General features: G+C 70.9%; 19 protein-coding genes and 1 tRNA gene. 13 read left to right on the top strand and 7 right to left on the bottom strand.

Translation table 11 applies throughout. From position 1 onward, the window contains the following. The first annotated feature begins 3 nt into the window (after positions 1 to 3). Both H288_RS0106925 and H288_RS0106920 read left to right on the top strand, forming a co-directional pair. Positions 4 to 1,209 (top strand): alpha/beta hydrolase, encoded by a 1,206-nt coding sequence (locus H288_RS0106925; RefSeq protein ID WP_020091863.1) that lies wholly within the window; start codon positions 4 to 6, stop codon positions 1,207 to 1,209. A gap of 54 nt (positions 1,210 to 1,263) precedes the next feature. Next, positions 1,264 to 1,545, top strand: coding sequence for a DUF2312 domain-containing protein (locus tag H288_RS0106920; protein ID WP_020091862.1), 282 nt, complete (start codon positions 1,264 to 1,266; stop codon positions 1,543 to 1,545). A gap of 54 nt (positions 1,546 to 1,599) precedes the next feature. Here H288_RS0106920 and H288_RS0106915 read toward each other — a convergent pair whose 3' ends face one another. Further along, positions 1,600 to 2,577, bottom strand: a complete 978-nt coding sequence (locus H288_RS0106915; RefSeq protein ID WP_020091861.1) for a phosphoribosylaminoimidazolesuccinocarboxamide synthase — start codon at positions 2,575 to 2,577, stop codon at positions 1,600 to 1,602. Between the two features lie 212 nt (positions 2,578 to 2,789). Between H288_RS0106915 and H288_RS0106910 the strand changes: the two genes are divergently transcribed. Beyond that, positions 2,790 to 3,542 (top strand): Crp/Fnr family transcriptional regulator, encoded by a 753-nt coding sequence (locus H288_RS0106910; RefSeq protein WP_020091860.1) that lies wholly within the window; start codon positions 2,790 to 2,792, stop codon positions 3,540 to 3,542. A gap of 104 nt (positions 3,543 to 3,646) precedes the next feature. On the opposite strand, the gene H288_RS0106905 is transcribed toward H288_RS0106910, so the two are convergent. The 3 genes from H288_RS0106905 to H288_RS0106895 all read right to left on the bottom strand — a co-directional run bounded on the left by H288_RS0106905 (position 3,647) and on the right by H288_RS0106895 (position 4,661). Further along, a tRNA-Phe gene (locus H288_RS0106905) sits at positions 3,647 to 3,722 on the bottom strand. Positions 3,723 to 3,825: 103 nt separating this feature from the next. Next, positions 3,826 to 4,011 (bottom strand): DNA gyrase inhibitor YacG, encoded by a 186-nt coding sequence (yacG, locus tag H288_RS0106900; RefSeq protein WP_020091859.1) that lies wholly within the window; start codon positions 4,009 to 4,011, stop codon positions 3,826 to 3,828. Beyond that, a complete protein-coding gene (locus H288_RS0106895) occupies positions 4,008 to 4,661 on the bottom strand; it encodes a Maf-like protein (RefSeq protein WP_020091858.1) in 654 nt (217 codons plus the stop codon). Before H288_RS0106895 ends, yacG begins: the two co-directional genes overlap by 4 nt. A gap of 378 nt (positions 4,662 to 5,039) precedes the next feature. On the opposite strand from H288_RS0106895, the gene H288_RS0106890 reads away from it, so the two are divergent. The 10 genes from H288_RS0106890 (at position 5,040) to H288_RS0106845 (ending at position 14,488) form a co-directional block, all read left to right on the top strand. Next, positions 5,040 to 5,249 carry a hypothetical protein gene (locus H288_RS0106890; RefSeq protein WP_020091857.1) on the top strand — a complete coding sequence of 70 codons (210 nt, stop codon included), beginning with the start codon at positions 5,040 to 5,042 and terminating at the stop codon, positions 5,247 to 5,249. Positions 5,250 to 5,419: 170 nt separating this feature from the next. Then, complete coding sequence (locus tag H288_RS0106885) at positions 5,420 to 5,665, top strand: hypothetical protein (protein ID WP_020091856.1); 246 nt, start codon at positions 5,420 to 5,422, stop codon at positions 5,663 to 5,665. 235 nt (positions 5,666 to 5,900) lie between these two features. Then, positions 5,901 to 7,109, top strand: coding sequence for a polyhydroxyalkanoate depolymerase (gene phaZ / locus H288_RS0106880; RefSeq protein ID WP_020091855.1), 1,209 nt, complete (start codon positions 5,901 to 5,903; stop codon positions 7,107 to 7,109). 139 nt (positions 7,110 to 7,248) lie between these two features. Then, on the top strand, positions 7,249 to 9,879 hold the full coding sequence (locus tag H288_RS0106875; protein WP_051123723.1) for a TIGR02302 family protein: 2,631 nt from the start codon (positions 7,249 to 7,251) through the stop codon (positions 9,877 to 9,879). Between the two features lie 67 nt (positions 9,880 to 9,946). Beyond that, a complete protein-coding gene (locus H288_RS0106870; protein WP_020091853.1) occupies positions 9,947 to 10,132 on the top strand; it encodes a twin transmembrane helix small protein in 186 nt (61 codons plus the stop codon). Positions 10,133 to 10,270: 138 nt separating this feature from the next. Further along, positions 10,271 to 10,900 (top strand): acyloxyacyl hydrolase, encoded by a 630-nt coding sequence (locus H288_RS0106865; RefSeq protein WP_020091852.1) that lies wholly within the window; start codon positions 10,271 to 10,273, stop codon positions 10,898 to 10,900. 13 nt (positions 10,901 to 10,913) lie between these two features. Beyond that, positions 10,914 to 11,486, top strand: coding sequence for a cob(I)yrinic acid a,c-diamide adenosyltransferase (locus H288_RS0106860; protein ID WP_020091851.1), 573 nt, complete (start codon positions 10,914 to 10,916; stop codon positions 11,484 to 11,486). A 167-nt stretch (positions 11,487 to 11,653) separates the two neighbouring features. Continuing rightward, the gene (locus H288_RS0106855) at positions 11,654 to 12,403 is read left to right on the top strand and encodes an electron transfer flavoprotein subunit beta/FixA family protein (RefSeq protein ID WP_020091850.1); all 750 of its coding nucleotides are present in this window, start codon (positions 11,654 to 11,656) and stop codon (positions 12,401 to 12,403) included. Between the two features lie 66 nt (positions 12,404 to 12,469). Continuing rightward, entirely contained in the window at positions 12,470 to 13,423 is a 954-nt protein-coding gene (locus tag H288_RS0106850) for an FAD-binding protein (protein ID WP_020091849.1), read from the top strand. 183 nt (positions 13,424 to 13,606) lie between these two features. Continuing rightward, positions 13,607 to 14,488 carry a 3-hydroxybutyryl-CoA dehydrogenase gene (locus H288_RS0106845; protein WP_026604743.1) on the top strand — a complete coding sequence of 294 codons (882 nt, stop codon included), beginning with the start codon at positions 13,607 to 13,609 and terminating at the stop codon, positions 14,486 to 14,488. A 45-nt stretch (positions 14,489 to 14,533) separates the two neighbouring features. On the opposite strand, the gene H288_RS0106840 is transcribed toward H288_RS0106845, so the two are convergent. The 3 genes from H288_RS0106840 to H288_RS0106830 form a co-directional block, all read right to left on the bottom strand. Then, positions 14,534 to 14,836: a hypothetical protein gene (locus H288_RS0106840; RefSeq protein ID WP_020091847.1), complete on the bottom strand. Its 303-nt coding sequence runs from the start codon at positions 14,834 to 14,836 to the stop codon at positions 14,534 to 14,536. Positions 14,837 to 14,949: 113 nt separating this feature from the next. Beyond that, positions 14,950 to 15,963, bottom strand: coding sequence for an NAD(P)H-quinone oxidoreductase (locus H288_RS0106835; protein WP_020091846.1), 1,014 nt, complete (start codon positions 15,961 to 15,963; stop codon positions 14,950 to 14,952). Between the two features lie 121 nt (positions 15,964 to 16,084). Then, on the bottom strand, positions 16,085 to 17,068 hold a 984-nt coding region (locus H288_RS0106830), incomplete at its 5' end, for an ABC transporter substrate-binding protein (RefSeq protein ID WP_020091845.1).

The following is a 17,068-nucleotide window of genomic DNA, read 5'->3' as shown; positions in this document are numbered from 1 at the left end:
GCCATGTCGAGGAACGCCGCCGCCGGGGCGCTGGCCCTGCTCTGTCTCGCCACCGCATCGCCGTCCCGAGCCGCCGAGCCGGGTGCCGCCGACGGGCCGTTCAGGCCGACGCAGCCCGCGGGCTACTTCTTCGTCGGCGGCCGCTACGCCACCGCGGGCGGCAAGACGACGGCGTCCGGCCAGATGTTCGTGGAGTACCGCGTTCCGGAGCGGGTGACGCAGCCCTACCCGATCGTCCTGGTGCACGGCACCGCCCAGACCGGGACCAACTTCCTCGGGACGCCCGACGGCCGGCCGGGCTGGGCCGACCGCTTCGCCGCGCAGGGCTTCGCGGTCTACGTCGTCGACCAGGTCGGTCGCGGCCGCTCGGGCGGCGACCCGGACACCTACGGCCCCTACGCCCGCCTGCCCGCCGAGGATCTGGAGACGGTGTTCACCGGGCAGGAGCGGTCCGCGCTCTACCCGCAGGCGAAGCTCCACACGCAGTGGCCGGGTGGCGCCGGGATCCGCGGCAACGCCGCCTTCGATCAGTTCTACCTCTCCCAGGTGCCCTACATCGCCAGCGCCCTGAGGAGCGAGGAACTGGTCGACCCGGCGCTGATCGCCCTGCTGGAGAAGATCGGCCCGGCGATCCTGCTGACGCACTCGCAGGCGGGCGTCTTCGGCTGGGCGGTGTCGGATCAGCGGCCCGACCTCGTGAAGGCGCACGTCGCCGTCGAGCCGAACGGGCCGACTTTCTACGACATCCGTTTCAAGGGCGGCGCGGACTGGTACGAGCGCGTCGGCGAGGCCCGGGCGCGGCCCTACGGCATCACCCGGGTGCCGCTGCACTTCGAGCCGCCGGTGAGCGGCCCGGCCGACCTGACGGTGGTTCAGGCGGAGAGCGCCGCCGCGCCCGACCGGATCCGCTGCTGGCTCCAGGCCGAGCCCGCGCGCCGATTGCCGAACCTCGCCCGGGTGCCGGCGGTGATCGTGACCGCCGAGGCGTCGTTCCGGGCCACCATGGACGATTGCACGGCGGCGTTCCTGACTCAGGCGGGCGCGAAGCCGGACCGGCTGGCGCTCGCCGACCACGGCATCCGCGGCAACGGCCACATGATGATGCTGGAATCGAACAGCGACGCCGTGGCGGACGCGATCGCCGGGTGGATCCGGAACCGGGTCCAGGGCCCGGTCCAGGGCCAAGTCGAAGCGCCGGCCCGGCCTTAACCCGCCGCTTACCCTGTCGGGCGAGGGTGCCCCCGTCATCCGACGAGGGACTGCATGACCGACATGACCGACACCGTGGGCGTCGCGGGCGACCGCATCCGCTCGATCATCGAGCGCGTGGAACGGCTGGAGGAGGAGATCAAGGACCTGATGGAGGCCAAGAAGGAGGTCTTCGCCGAGGCCAAGGGCGAGGGTCTCGACGTGAAGGTGCTCAAGGAGATCCTGAAGATCCGCAAGCAGGACAAGGACGAGCGCGACGAGCAGGAGACGCTCCTCGACGTCTACCTGCGCGCCATGGACGCGCCGTCGCCGGCCCCGATCGCCGCGGCGGCCTGACAGGCTCGACCGGGTGCGGCGGCGGGCGCCGCACCTCCTGTCCCGACCCCGAGGCTACGCCGCGAGATAGGCGGCGATGTTGCGCCGGATCCGCTCCAGGGGCTCCTCGGCCGGGTCCGGCAGGACGAAGCGCTTGCCCGTGATCGTCTCGTAGGCGCGGATGTAGACCGCCGCGGTCTCCAGGACGACCTCGGCGGGGATCTCCGGGATCGCGTCCTTGTACGGGTCGCAGCGGGCGACGACCCAGTTGCGCACGAAGTCCTTGTCGAAGCTCTCCGGGGCCGAACCCGCGGCGAAGCGCTCGGGATAGCTCTGCGCGAACCAGTACCGGCTGCTGTCCGGCGTGTGGATCTCGTCGGCGAGGACGATCCGGCCCTCGGGATCCGTGCCGAACTCGTACTTCGTGTCGGCCAGGATCAGGCCGCGCTCCGCCGCCAGGGCCGTGCCGCGCGCGAACAGCGCCAGGGCCGCCCCCGACACGGTCTCCCACTGCGCGCGCGTCAGCAACCCGCGCTCGAGGATCTCCGCCTCGGTGAGCGGCTCGTCGTGGCCGCCGTCGAACGCCTTGGTGGTCGGCGTGATGATCGCCTCCGGCAGGCGCTGGTTCGGCCGCATCCCGTCGGGGAAGGTGTGGCCGTACATGTCCCGCTCGCCCGCGCGGTAGCGCGTCAGGATCGAGGTCGACGTGGTGCCCGCGAGGTAGCCGCGCACCACCACCTCCACGGGCAGGATATCCAGGCGCCGGCCGACCACCACGTTGGGATCGGGATAGGCGAGGACGTGGTTCGGGCACAGGTCGGCGGTCTGCTCGAACCAGTACCGGGCGGTCTGGGTCAGGACCTGGCCCTTGAACGGGATCGCCGCGAGCGCCCGGTCGAAGGCGCTGATCCGGTCCGACGTGATGAGGATGCGCCGGCCGTCGGGAAGGTCGTAATTGTCCCGGACCTTGCCGCGGTAGTGCCGGGGCAGCTCGGGCAGGGTCGCGTCGCGCAGGACCTGATGCGCGTGCGGGGCGAGATCTGCCGTGTTCATCGGGCTTTCCGTCAGGCTGAACGGCGACCGCGCCGCCGGACTTCTGTGCGCGGACGGGGCGGGAAATTCCAGTCCCGGCCTCACCGAGGGCGCCCGGTGCCGGCCCTCGCCCTGGTCGCGCCCGACCGGGACCCTACACTTACGCGGGGACCAACGACGGTGGACGACCGGCCGCGCGACGCCGAGCGCTTCTGCCGGACGGCCGAGGCGCGATGAACGAGACACCCCAACCGTCGGTCAGAGATCCGTTCCTGCGCCGGATCGAGACCGTGGCCCTGTTCCGGCTGTCCGACGCGGAGCGCGCCGCCCTCGTCGCGCTCCCGCTGCAGGTCGCCCAGTTCGAGCCCAACCAGGACATCATTCGGGAGGGCGACCGGCCGTCCCGGAGCTTCACGCTGCTCAGCGGTATCGCCTGCACCTACAAGTCGACACGCGCGGGCAAGCGGCAGGTGATGAGCTACCACGTCCCCGGGGACGTGCCGGATTTCCAGAGCCTGTTCCTGGAGGTGCTCGACATCAACATCGCCACGGTGAGCGCCTGCCGCCTCGGCTTCGTTCAGCACGACACGGTCCGGGCGATGCTGCGGGCGCACCCGCGCCTCAACGAGGTGTTCTGGCGCGCGACGCTGATGGACGCCGCCCTGGTCCGGGAATGGATGCTCAACACCGGGCGCCGGGAAGCGTATGCGCGGATGGCCCACCTGTTCTGCGAGCTGATGACCCGCCTCGACGCCGTCGGGCTGGCACCCGACCGGACCTGCGACCTGCCGATGACGCAGCCCGAACTCGCGGATGCCCTCGGGATCACGTCGGTCCACGTCAACCGGACGATCCGCGATCTCAAAGCCGCCGGCCTGATCACGCTCCGGGGTCGCCGCCTCACCGTCCACGACTGGGCCGGGCTGCAGGAAGCGGCCGAATTCGATCCGACCTACCTGCACCTGCGCGACGCGGAGACGCGCTGATTGGGACGCGCGGACGCGCGCGACCTGCAGCCGAGTATTGTCAGAAAATCGAAGATCCTGTCGCCGGCTCTACCGATCCGATGGTCGGGGGCTCAGCGGGATGATGGTGCCCAGGGACGGAGTCGAACCGCCGACACTGCGATTTTCAGTCGCATGCTCTACCAACTGAGCTACCTGGGCGTCGTCCGCGCCGGTGCCGGCCTCGGACGTCGCGGGGTATAGTGAGTGCTTGGCGGCCTGTCCAGCCTCGCGTGACATTGACGGGACCGGAAGGCCGAAAAATTCAGCGCTCCGGATCCGGCGGGGGCGGCGGCGCGTCGGGATCGAGCTCCTCGGGGATCGCGTAGCGCTCGTTGAGCCAGCGCCCCAGATCGACGTCGGCGCAGCGCTGGGAGCAGAACGGCTGGAACTCCGGCGCGGACGGTTTCCGGCAGATCGGACAGGGCGGCGGCCGGCGTTCGCGGTTCATGCGAGGGCGCCCCACCCGGCCCGCACAGGATACCCCTCGCCGTCGAGCAGGCTCAGGGTCTCGTAGAGCGGCAGGCCGACCACGCCGCTGTACGAGCCGACCAGCTTGACCACGAAGGCCCCGGCCAGGCCCTGGATCGCGTAGCCGCCGGCTTTGCCGCGCCACTCGCCCGAGGCCACGTAGCCCTGGATGTCCCGGCCCGAGAGCCGCTTGAACCGGACGCGGCTCTCGACGATCCGCTCGCGGCGCCCGCGGGGCGAGAGCACGCAGACCGCCGTGTAGACCCGGTGCTGCCGGCCCGAGAGCAGGCGCAGGCAATCCGCGGCCTCGTCGGGGATCTCGGCCTTCGGCAGGACGCGCCGCCCGACCGCGACGACCGTGTCGGCCGAGAGAAGCCAGGTCGGCGTCGTCGTGTCCTCCAGGTGGAGCGCCGCCTCGGCGGTGGCGAGCTTCGTCCGCGCGAGGCGACGCGCCAGCTCGCGCGGCGGCTCGGCCTTGCGCGGTGTTTCGTCGATCTCGGCGGGCAGGAGCGCCGCCGGCTCGATCCCGATCTGCTGGAGCAGCGCGAGACGGCGGGGCGAAGCGGACGCGAGCACGAGTCGCGCCGTCGGCTCATGCGTCGCGCCGATCGCTTCAGGTTTGGCGTCCATGATGTCCCGTTCGCACAATCGACCGGAGCCGCGCGACCGGAGCCGTGCGCGCCCTGCGCGGCGGCACTTCGTCGGCCGGGACAGGCTCGATGCGCCTGCCTGATAAGGGAAGGGGTCCGGCTTGTGAACTCGAGCGGGTGCCGACGCCCTGGCGAACGCGCGTGGATTCGCCTGGGCGTCCCACGCGGCCCGGTGCGTCCGCGGGCAGCGTTACTCAGGTCTGGCGGCGCCTCGGCGTGACCGAGGGCGCCGACGAATCCAGCTCAGAGCCCGGCGCGAAAGCGTCCGCAAGAACAGCGCAAGATGTCGAGGCGGCACGTAACCCATCGTTAACCACGATCGACGCAGGATGGCGTCACTCCAATGGGATCGTCATCGATGCTGAACGCTGACCCGCTCGTGCCGCGCCCGAAGCTCGTCAATGCGGCTCTGCTCGCCCGCGCCCTCGACGGGCTCCGGCCGCAGGTCGCCTCGCCGGTCGAGATGTGGCAGCGCCTCACCGATCAGTACGTGGTCGACCTCGACGCGGTCGCGGCGCTCCTGCCCGCCGACGAGCCGGAGACGCGCTGGCTTCCCGCCCGCGACTGAGGCCGGCCCGGACGGCACTGCACCTCTCAAGGGACGCGTCGTGCTGCGCTGGCACATGACGTGCTTCAAGTCTTCAGCAACCGGAGGAAGCGACCAGGCAACGACAACGCGGTGGCTCGCACGCCGGAGCACCCCGCGGACCTTTCGATCACTCGAAGCTGAGGTCCGTCATGTCGGAATTGCTCTCCGTTGCCCTCGTCTGTGCCGGCACGCTGCTGGCCCAGGACTGCTCGCGCGACACCGCCCTCGACGTCATCGTCGCGCCGGCGCACACGCCGATGGAATGCCTGATGCACGCCCAGACGATGGCCGCCCAGGCCGGGTTGCCCGGGGGCAGCGACCGGTACCTCAAGGTCGCCTGCGAGCATCGTCGGAGCGAGTCCGACCCGCGCCCGGTCATTCGCCGCGCCTCGTGACGGCGGGGGTGTGCCGGACGATTCGGCACACCCGAATGTGATCGGCGCGGCGCGTGGTGCATCAAAGTCACGTCACGACAATTCTTGTTCGCATCCGCCTATCGGACAGTTGCCGCCCCCGGGAACGGGACCCATCCTGCACGGCCACGCTGATGCAACCCTCACTCCGGCATCCGCCAACGTTGCCGCCCCGATGGCCCGCGTGCCGGGCAGGGCTCAAGCGAGTGCCTGCCCGATGCTGTACGACGCGTTCGATCTGCAGACCGACATGGCCGCCCAGACCCGGGCGTGGGGGCGGCTGCTGAACGACATCTGGTCGCCCTGGGTCGGGTGGGGCGAGCCGGCGACCTGGATGTCCGCCGGGGCCCGGATGATGATGCGCGCCGGCCTGACCTTCGCGCGGCCGCCCTACGGCATCGAGTCGGTGAATGTCGGGAACCGGAGCGTCCCGGTCTCCGAGGAGGCGGTCGAGGTCACGCCCTTCGCCACGCTGCTCCACTTCAAGAAGGACATCCACACCGAGCAGCCCAAGGTGCTGATGGTGGCGCCGATGTCGGGCCACTTCGCCACGCTGCTCCGCGCCACCGTGCGCACGATGCTGCCCGACCACGACGTCTACATCACCGACTGGCACAACGCCCGGGACGTGCCGCTCTCCGACGGGACCTTCGGCTTCGACGACTACGTGAGCCACCTCATCCAGTTCCTGCGGACCATGGGCGAAGGCGCCCACATGGTGGCGGTGTGCCAGCCCGCCGTGCAGGCCCTGGTAGCCGCCGCCGCGATGGCGCAGTCGAAGGACCCGGCCGCCCCGCGCAGCATGACCCTGATGGCCGGACCGGTGGATTGCCGGATCAACCCGACGGGCGTGAACGAGCTCGCGACCTCCAAGCCGATCGAGTGGTTCGAGAAGAACCTGATCGCCACGGTGCCGTCGCGCCACAAGGGGGCCGGCCGCAAGGTCTATCCGGGTTTCGTGCAGGTCTCGGCCTTCATGGCGATGAACGCCAAGCGCCACGTCCAGGGCCACGCCGACCTGTTCTGGCACATGGCCAACGGCGAGCACGACAAGGCCGAGGCGATCGAGTCCTTCTACGACGAGTATTTCGCCGTGCTCGATCTCGCCGCCGATTTCTACCTGGAGACGGTCAAGACCGTGTTCCAGGACCACGCCCTGGCCCGGAACGCGGTGTCGTATCGGGGCGAGCCGATCGACCTGCGCGCGATCCGCCGCACGGCGCTCATGACGGTCGAGGGTGAGCGGGACGACATCTGCGCCGTCGGCCAGACCATGGCGGCCCACGACCTGTGCTCGGACCTCGCCCCGTACATGCGGACCCATCACCTCCAGGCCGGCGTCGGCCATTACGGCGTCTTCGCCGGCCGGCGCTGGGAGTCGCAGATCTACCCGCAGGTGCGGAACTTCATCCAGGCGCACAACTGACCGCGCCCCGGTCGGGTCGGCGTCGCGCCGATTTGACCCGCCGACCTGCGCGGCCCACCATGCTAGGCACGTGTGACGGGGCCCGCCGGGCGCGGCTCCGTGGGCCACTCCTTCGGCGTGAGGCGGAACGGTCGGCGTGATCGGCAGCAACGGCACCGAGAGCAAGACCCGGGTGGGCGGAGCGGACGCTGCGTCCACGCGGCTCGACCGGCTCGTGGCGCAGGCGCGGGCCGCCGCCCTGTGGGAGCAGGCCTGGCCCGTGCTCTGGCGCGGCATCGGCGTCTTCCTGCTCTTCCTGGTCGTCTCCTGGGCGGGCGTCTGGCTCGACCTCACGCCGCTCTGGCGCCAGATCGGCCTCGGCGCCCTCGCCATCCTGCTCGTTGCCGCGCTCCTGCCGCTGATCCACATCGCCCGGCCGGACCGTCGCCTCGCCCTGGCGCGGCTCGACCGCGAGGCCGCCTCCCGCGATCCGAAGCTGCGGCACGGGCCGGCCTCGGCCGCCCAGGACAGCCTCGCCGTCGGCGCCGCCGATCCGGGGAGCCGGCTGCTGTGGGACCTCCACCAGCGCCGCGCCGCGCAGGCGATCTCGGCCCTGCGGGTCGGCCTGCCGCGGCCGGGCATGACCCGGCACGACCCCTTCGCGCTGCGCGCCGGCCTAGTGGTCGCGGCGGTCGCCAGCCTGTTCGTGGCCGGCCCCGAGTGGCGCCAGCGGATCGGCGCCGCCTTCGACTGGCAGGAGCCGGCGGCGCCCGGCCCGAACTTCCGCGTGGACGGCTGGATCGACCCGCCGCTCTACACGCGGCTTCCGCCGCTGCTGATCGCGATGGACGGGAGCGACCAGCACCTGCGCGCGCCGGTCAACGCGCAGCTGATCGTGCGGATCGCCGGCCAGGGCAAGGCCGCGTCCGAGACGACCCCCACGCCGAATGCCGGCCTCGTCCCGGTGCCGGGCCAGGAGGCGCGCGCCGACCTGCGCGAGGAGCGCTACCGCATCGTCGGCGGCGCCGCGCTGACGATCGTCACCCCGGCGGGCAAGCAGCGTCTCACGGTCGACGCGATCCCCGACCGGCCGCCGGAGGTGACCGCCGTGGGCGGCCCCGAGGTGAACGGGCGCGGCACCTTCAACCTGACCTACCGGGCGAAGGACGATTACGGGATCAGCTCGGCCGAGGCGGTGATCGAGCCGCTGAAATCCGCGCGGGCCCTGGTCCCGGTGCCGCAGATCAACCTGGCGCTGCCGGGCGACGCGAGCGGCGACACCGATACCAAGACCCTCGTGGACCTCACCGAGAGCCCGTGGTCCGGCGCGAAGGTGCGCTACCACATCGTCGTCAAGGACGAGGCCGGCCAGGAGGGGCGCACGCCCGACACCGAGATCGTCCTGCCGGCGCGGCCGTTCCGCGAGCCGCTGGCGCGGGCGCTCGCCGAGCAGCGCCGCCGGCTCGTCATCGCGCCCGACACGGATCGCCGCTGGGTCCAGGGGGCGCTGGACGCCCTGCTGGTCGCGCCCGACACGTACACGCCGCAGCCCGCGATCTTCCTCGGCCTGCGGACCGCGACCGAGCGCCTGCGCCGCGCCCGAACGGATGCCGACCTCGTCGCGGTGGCCGACCTCCTCTGGGAGATGGCTCTCAAGATCGAGGACGGCGACCTGTCGGACGCCGAGAAGCAGCTCCGCCAGGCCCAGGACCGGCTGAAGGAGGCGATCGAGCGCAACGCGCCCGACGACGAGATCAAGCGCCTGACGCAGGACCTGAAGCAGGCGCTCGACAAGTTCCTGTCCGAGATGGCGCAGAAGCAGGGCCGCGAGCCCCGCGAGCAGAGCGAGCGCGGCCAGAGCAACGGGCAGACCAAGACCGTCACGCCGGAGGATCTCGACAAGATGATCCAGGACATGGCGGAGGCGATGAAGCGCGGCGACACCGCCGAGGCGCAACGCCTGATGGAGCAGCTGCGCAACATCCTGGAGAATCTCCAGACCGCCGAGCGCGGCGGACGCTCCGATCAGGCGTCCCGCGAGATGCAGAAGCAGATGCGCGATCTCGACGCGATGTCGCGCGAGCAGCAGGGCCTGCGCGACGAGACCTTCAAGGACGGCGAGGAGCAGCGCGACGGCCAGCGCCCGCAGAACCGCGGCCAGCCGCAGCAGGGACAGCGCGGCCAGCAGGGCCAGCGCCAGCAGGGTCAGAAGGGTCAGCAGGGGCAAGGCCAGCAGGGTCAGGGCCAACAGGGCCAGAAGGGTCAGGGGCAGCAGGGCGAGGGCCAGCAGGGCGGCGTCGGCGAGCGCCAGCAGGCGCTCCGGCAGCGGCTGGAGGACCTTCAGAAGCGCATGAAGGAGAACGGCATGCGCGGCGAGCAGGGCCTCTCCGACGCCGAGGACGCCATGCGCGAGGCCGAGAACGCGCTGAAGGACGGCGATTCGGACGGCGCGGTCGACGCGCAGGGCCGCGCCCTCGACGGCCTCAAGCGCGGCGCCGACGGCATGGCCCAGCAGATGCAGGAGATGGCCGAGGGCCAGGGCGAGGGCCAGCAGGAGGGCGGCCAGCAGCCGGGCCAGCAGGGTCAGGCCGGCGCGCGCGACGACGATCCCCTCGGGCGCCCGACCCGCGGCCGCGACATGAGCGACGGGCGGGTCCGCGTCCCCACGGCCGACGAATCCGCGGTCCAGCGCGCCCGGCGCATCATGGAGGAGCTGCGGCGCAAGCTCGGCGACCCGAGTCGCCCCCGCGAGGAACTCGACTATTTCGAGCGCCTGCTCCGCCGCAACTGAGCGCCCGACACCTCAACGACGCGCCGAGCCGCATCGCGGCTTGCGCCCCACCCGGATCCCCGACCGCATGTCGTCCAACACCCTCGTCCTGATCGCCTGCCTCGCCGTCGCCGCGGTCCTGGTCGCGGGCCTCGCCAACATGATGCGCGGCGGCAGCGTGAACCTCTCGCAGAAGCTGATGCGCCTCCGGGTGCTCCTGCAGTTCGTCGCGATCGTGATCATCATGGGCGTCGTCTGGTGGCGCTCGGCGTGACGTCGTCGGGCCGGGTGTGACCGCGCCGCCGCACCGAACACCTTTCGATCCGGTGAAGGATGAATAGGCCGCCCCGCCGCGCGGGCCTCTGCTACGCTCGGTAGAAGCAAATCGCTGCGCCTAACCGGCCGAGCCCGCATGACTGCCCCTTCCCGCCTCCGTCTGTTCGGCCTTCTGACCGGGGCGGCGATTCTGCCGGCTTCGGCCGCCGACCTCGCGCCGCCGCCGCCCGCCGCCTACGCGGCCCCCGTCCAGCCGCTCAGCATCGTGTCGGAGATCCGGATCGGCGGCTCGGTGCAGGATCCCGGGAGCGCCGAGGGCAAGCTCCCCGGCTTCAGCAAGGCGAACGTCAACGGCGAGATCCTGTTCGCCAAGCCGCGCATCAGCGACGATCCGTTCTGGCAGGCCTTCGTGCCGCGGCCGACCGTCGGCGGCAGCTACAACACCGGCGGCCGGACCAGCTACGCCTATCTCGGCGCGACCTGGACGCTCGAGATCTTCCCCGAGACCTTCAACCGCCGCGTGTTCCTCGACGGGTTCTTCGGCGGCGTGGCCCATAACGGCTGGACCGGCCCGAAGGCCGAGACGCCCTACGGCTTCAACACCCTCGGCTGCTCGCCGATGTTCCGCGAGGCGGCCGCCCTGGGCTTCCGCCTGACGGAGCACTGGAGCATCATGGCGACGGTCGAGCACATGTCGAATGCCGGGCTCTGCGCCAACAACCGCGGCCTGACCAATTTCGGCGGCAAGATCGGCTACACGTTCTGAGGCACGCCACCCCGTGGTCAAGCTCAACCGCATCTACACGAGGACCGGCGACAAGGGGACGACCGCGCTAGCGGACGGGCAGCGGCGCTCGAAGGCGGACCTGCGGGTCGAGACCTACGGCACCGTCGATGAGACCAATGCCTGCATCGGCATGGCGCGCCTGCACACGCAGGGCCCCCTCGACGGGATGCTGGGGGCGATCCAGAACGACCTGTTCGACCTCGGCGCCGACCTCGCGACGCCGCCGACCCCCGAGCCCCTCCCCTACGAGCCGCTGCGGATCGTGGCGAGCCAGGTCGACCGGCTGGAGCGCGACATCGACGCGCTCAACGCCGCGATCCCGCCGCTGAAATCCTTCGTGCTGCCCGGCGGCTCGCCGGCTGCCGCGGCCCTGCACCTCGCCCGGACCGTCTGCCGGCGCGCCGAGCGGCTCGCGGTGAGCCTCGCGGCGCGGGAGGACGAGACGGTCTCGTCCGAGGCGCTGCGCTACCTCAACCGCCTGTCGGACTTCCTGTTCGTGGCGAGCCGGGCGGCGAACGGCGACGGGGCCGACGACGTGCTCTGGGTGCCCGGCGCCAATCGCTGAGCCGGCATCGCGGTTTTCGCGGGGCCGCCACGGCGCCGCGTTGACAAGGCGGAAATGTGGCCGTTACGGTCCGGCGCCTTGCGTGCCCCGGCCACGCTGCGCCTCGCGCGCCCGTGGGAGTGGCCTGCACGACGACAAGAATCCTCCGGGGAAGGATCGTGACCGCCATGAAGGTGCTGGTGCCCGTCAAGCGGGTGGTGGACTACAACGTCAAGATTCGCGTGAAGGCCGACGGCTCCGGCGTCGAGCTCGCCAACGTCAAGATGTCCATGAACCCCTTCGACGAGATCGCCGTCGAGGAGGCGATCCGCCTGAAGGAGAAGGGCAAGGTCACCGAGATCGTGGCCGTGTCGATCGGCCCGCAGCAGGCGCAGGAGACGCTGCGCACGGCACTCGCCATGGGCGCCGACCGGGCGATCCTGGTGAAGACCGACGTGAACTGCGAGCCGCTCGCCGTCGCGAAGCTCCTGAAGGCCGTCGTCGAGAAGGAGAGGCCGGAGCTCGTCATCCTCGGCAAGCAGGCGATCGACGACGACTCGAACCAGACCGGCCAGATGCTCGCCGCCCTGCTCGGCTGGCCTCAGGGCACCTTCGCGTACAAGATCGAGCCCGGCGAGGGCAGCCTCGACGTCACCCGCGAGGTCGATGGCGGCCTGCAGACCGTGAGCCTCAAGCTGCCGGCCATCGTGACGACGGACCTCCGCCTCAACGAGCCGCGCTACGCATCGCTGCCCAACATCATGAAGGCCAAGAAGAAGCCCCTGGAGGAGCTGGCACCCGACGCGCTCGGCGTCGACGTCACGCCGCGGCTCACGGTGCTGAAGACCGCCGAACCGCCGGGCCGCTCGGCCGGCGTCAAGGTCGCCTCCGCGGCCGAGCTCGTCCAGAAGCTCAAGGTCGAAGCCGGCGTCATCTGATCCGAGGCGGGGCTCCCGGTCGACGGTCGAGCCCCGCGCCACCACCTTCGAGGGCACCAGCAGACCATGACGACACTTCTCTTCGTCGAGCACGGCAACGGCCAGATCAAGGACAGCACGCTGAAGGCGCTCGCCGCCGCCAAGGAGATCGGCGCGCCGGTCCACGCCCTCGTGCTGGGCACCGGCTCCAAGGCCGTGGCCGAGACCGCGGGCAAGCTCGACGGCGTCGAGAAGGTCCTGAACGCCGAGGACGGCGTCTACGACCACGATCTCGCCGAGCCGGTCTCGGCGCTCATCGCCGCCATCGCCGAGCCCTACGACACGATCATCGCCTCGGCCTCGACCACGGGCAAGAACGTGCTGCCGCGCGTGGCCGCCCTGCTCGACGTCGCGCAGGTCTCCGACATCATCAAGGTGGTCTCGCCCGACACGTTCGAGCGGCCGATCTACGCCGGCAACGCCATCCAGACCGTGCAGGCGCCCGCCGGCAAGAAGGTGATCACCGTGCGCACGGCGGCCTTCAAGGCGGCCGAAGAGGGCGGCGCCCCGGCGCCGGTGGAGGCCGTCTCGGCGGCCGCGCCTGAGGCGGGCGGCTCGAGCTTCAAGGGCGAGGAGATCGCCAAGTCCGACCGGCCGGAATTGGCCTCGGCGCGGATCATCGTCTCCGGCGGCCGCTCGCTCGGATCCTCGGACAAGTTCCACGAGCTGATCGAGCCGCTGGCCGACTCGCTGGGCGCCGCCGTCGGCGCCTCGCGCGCCGCCGTGGACGCGGGCTACGCGCCGAACGACTGGCAGGTGGGGCAGACCGGCAAGGTCGTGGCGCCGGACCTCTACGTCGCGGTGGGGATCTCGGGCGCGATCCAGCACCTCGCCGGCATGAAGGACTCGAAGGTCATCGTCGCCATCAACAAGGATGAGGACGCGCCGATCTTCCAGGTGGCCGATTACGGCCTCGTCGGCGACCTGTTCCAGGTCGTTCCCGAGCTGCAATCCGAGATCGGCAAAGCCAAGGGCCAGTAACGGCACCGGATCTGGCAACCCGCGAGCATTGTCGCAGAACGCGGCTTCACGGGTTCCTTCCGGATCGAGGATTGGTCTAGAAGGCAGCAGCGGCGAGACTTCGCGCGGTGCCGTCGCGTCCGTGCCGTCCAGAGAGCTGGGCGGCAGCGCTGCGGCATCCGCCTTGGGGGCACAGGTCGGCACATGCATATGGAGATCAAGCGGGTCGGCATCGTCGGCGCGGGCCAGATGGGCAGCGGCATCGCGCAAGTCTGCGCCACCGCCGGCTTCGAGGTTCTGCTGAACGACCGCGATCCCGCCCGGCTCGAGAACGGGCTGTCGGTGATCGAGGGCAGCCTCGCGCGCCTCGTCTCGAAGGGCACGCTCACCGAAGGCGACAGCGGCGAGGCCCGCTCGCGCATCGTCCCCGCCCGCGACTTCGCTGCCCTCGGCCCGTGCGATCTCGTCATCGAGGCGGCGACCGAGAACGAGGCGACGAAGCGCGAGATCTTCACCACGCTCTGCGGGTCGCTGCGGCCGGAGACCCTCGTGGCGACCAACACGTCGTCGATCTCCATCACCCGGCTGGCGGCGGCGACCGACCGGCCGGAGAAGTTCATCGGCATCCACTTCATGAACCCAGTGCCGGTGATGCAGCTCGTCGAGCTGATCCGCGGCATCGCGACCGAGGACACGACCTACGAGTCGGCCAAGGCGTTCATCGCGAAACTCGGCAAGACGTCGACGATGTCGGAGGATTTCCCGGCCTTCATCGTCAACCGGATCCTGCTGCCGATGATCAACGAGGCGATCTACACGCTCTACGAGGGCGTCGGATCGGTCGAGTCGATCGACACCGCCATGAAGCTCGGCGCGAACCACCCGATGGGCCCGCTGCAGCTGGCCGACTTCATCGGCCTCGATACCTGCCTGTCGGTCATGCAGGTTCTCTACGAGGGCCTCGCCGATTCGAAGTACCGGCCCTGCCCGCTCCTCGTGAAGTACGTCGAGGCCGGCTGGCTCGGCCGGAAGGCCAAGCGCGGCTTCTACGATTACCGCGGCCCGACGCCGATCCCGACCCGCTGAGAGGGTCGGCCGCGGGACGGCGCATCCCGTCCCGCGCGCGACGCCTTACTTCGGCGCGCCGTTCGCGCCCGGCTGGGCCGGCTGCGGATAGGACGGGTTGCCGCCCGGGACGGCGGTGCTGTTCGACGGCGACGACCCGCCGGACTGGCCGTTGACCGAGCCCGTCACCTCCTTGCGCGACGCGTCCTGGCTCTGGCTGGCGTAGTCCTTCGGCGAGTTCGCGCCGTTCCACGTGAGCAGGCCCACGGTGGCGATCGCCAGCAGGACGAGGCTCGCCACCAGGACCCAGAGCACCGGCTTGCCGCGCTCGCCCTGGCGGCTCTCGTTGGGGTTCAGTCTCTCGGCCATGTGCAAAACCTTCCTCGGCGGGACGCCACACGCCGGAACGGGCGCTGTGCGACACGATCTCGTTACCGGCCGCCAACGCGGGGCCGCCGAGGCAGGTTCCTGACGGGGCCGGCTCAGCGGCCGGTCGTCAGCAGGATCTTGCCGAGATGGGCGCTCGATTCCATCAGCTCGTGCGCCTCCCGCGCCCGCTCGAGCGGGAACGTGGCGTGGGTGACGGAGCGGATGCGTCCGGCCTCGAGTTCGGGCCAGATGTCCCGACGGAGACCGTCGGCGATCGCGGCCTTGTCGGCCTTCCCGCGTGGCCGGAGCGTCGAGCCGGTGAAGGTCAGGCGGTTGCGCATGATCGGCGTGATGTTCAGCCCGTCGACCTTGTAGCCGCCCATCAGCGCGATCATCACCAGCCGCCCGTCCGGTGCCAGCGACTTCAGGTTCCGGGCGAGGTAGCTGGCGCCGATCATGTCGAGGATGACGTCGACGCCGCGCCCGTCGGTGAGGCGCTTCAGTTCCTCGGCGAAGTCGGCCTGCTTGTAGTCGATCGCGGCATCCGCCCCGAGATCCTCGCAGAACCGGCACTTCTCGGCGGAGCCCGCCGTCGCGAAGACCCGGGCGCCGACATGCTTGGCGATCTGGATCGCCGTGGCGCCGATGCCGCTCGACCCGCCGTGGACGAGGAAGCTCTCGCCGCGCGTCAGGCGGCCGCGCTGGACCACGTTGGAGTAGACCGTGAAGAAGGTCTCCGGCAGACCGCCGGCATCGACCAGCGAGACGGCCTTCGGTCGCGGCAGGCAGTGGGCCGCCTCGGCCACGGCGTACTCGGCGTAGCCGCCGCTGATCACCAGGGCGCAGACCTCGTCGCCGGCCGACAGGCCCTCGACCCCGCTGCCGAGCGCGACCACGCGGCCGGCGACTTCGAGGCCGGGAATCTCGGTGGCGCCGGGCGGCGGCGGGTACACCCCGGACCGCTGCGCGACGTCGGGCCGGTTCACCCCGGCCGCCACCACCTCGATCAGGACCTGGCCGGGCCCCGGGCTCGGCACGGGCGCGTTCTCCAGGCTGATCACCTCCGGTCCCCCGGAACCCGCGTAACGGATCTGGCGCATGGTCCCGGGCAGGTCGGTGGTGGCCATCAGCGATTGTCCTCAGCGCGCACGTCGTCTCGGCCGCGCTCACGGTGTCGCGGCCCGGCTCTACTTGCGGCAACGGGCGCGCTTGGCAAGCCGCGTGCCCGTTGCCGGTCCGGGGAGCCGCCTAGCGGGCCGCCGCCTTCACGGCGGCCGGGAGGACGATCGCGCCCTGCGCGAGGCTCTTCGGCCAGACCGCGACCTGCTTGCCGTCCTGCCACTGCGCCATCAGGCCGGTAACGAAGCCCGGCCCGTACTTGATCGAGTGGGTGAATTGGTCGTCCTTGCCGTAGAACTGCGTGCGCCCGACGGTGCCGACCCAGTCGGTCTTCTCCAGGGCGTCGACGAGCTTGTCGGCCTCCGTGGTGCCGGCCCGCTTCACCGCGTCGGCGGCGTAGTAGACCTGATCGTAGGCCATGTACCCGGCGTAGGACGGGTCGCTGCCGAAGCGCTTCTTGAACGCGGCGCTGAAGGCGAGCGACTTGTCGGTGATCGCCGCGCCCGGCACGGCGATGCTCTGGAAGATCACGCCCTGGGTCGCGCCGTTGGTGTTCGACCAGAAGGTCGAGGAGGTCGCCTGCGAGTTCATGCCGGTCATGGCGAGCGGCACCTTCTGGTTCTGCCACTGCACGGTCGGCTGCACGCCGACATGCGAGATGCCGGTGACGATCAGGTCGGGCTTGGCCGCCTCGATCTTGTTGTAGATCGGCGTGAAGTCGCCCGTGTCCGGCGAGAAGCGGATGTGGTCGACGACCTTCACGCCGATCTCGGGCAGGCACTTCTCGTAGCCGACGTCGAGCGGCCGGGTCCAGGCCGCGTCCTCGCTCATGATCGCGGCGGTCTTCACCTTCATCAGGTCGATCAGCATGTCCTTGGTGGAATCGCAGATGGACTGGGCGAGCGCCGCCGAGGTCAGGTAGCCATGGAAGGTGTACTTGTTGCGCGCGTAGTCCTTGTGGACCGCGGCGCTGATCTCGTTCGAGGCCGCGCCGGGCGTGATCATCGGCGTCTTGAGCCGGGCCGCCCAGGGCATCAGCGCCAGCACGACCTCCGAGATGTAGCTGGCGATGACGAGGTTGACCTTGTCCTCGGAGACCGCCCGCTGGAAGGC

Source organism: Methylobacterium sp. 285MFTsu5.1 (genome assembly GCF_000383455.1).
In the GTDB taxonomy this organism is placed as follows: Bacteria; Pseudomonadota; Alphaproteobacteria; order Rhizobiales; family Beijerinckiaceae; genus Methylobacterium.
The sequence above is the reverse complement of the archived record's forward strand: the minus strand, read 5'-3'. Positions and strand labels throughout refer to the sequence as shown.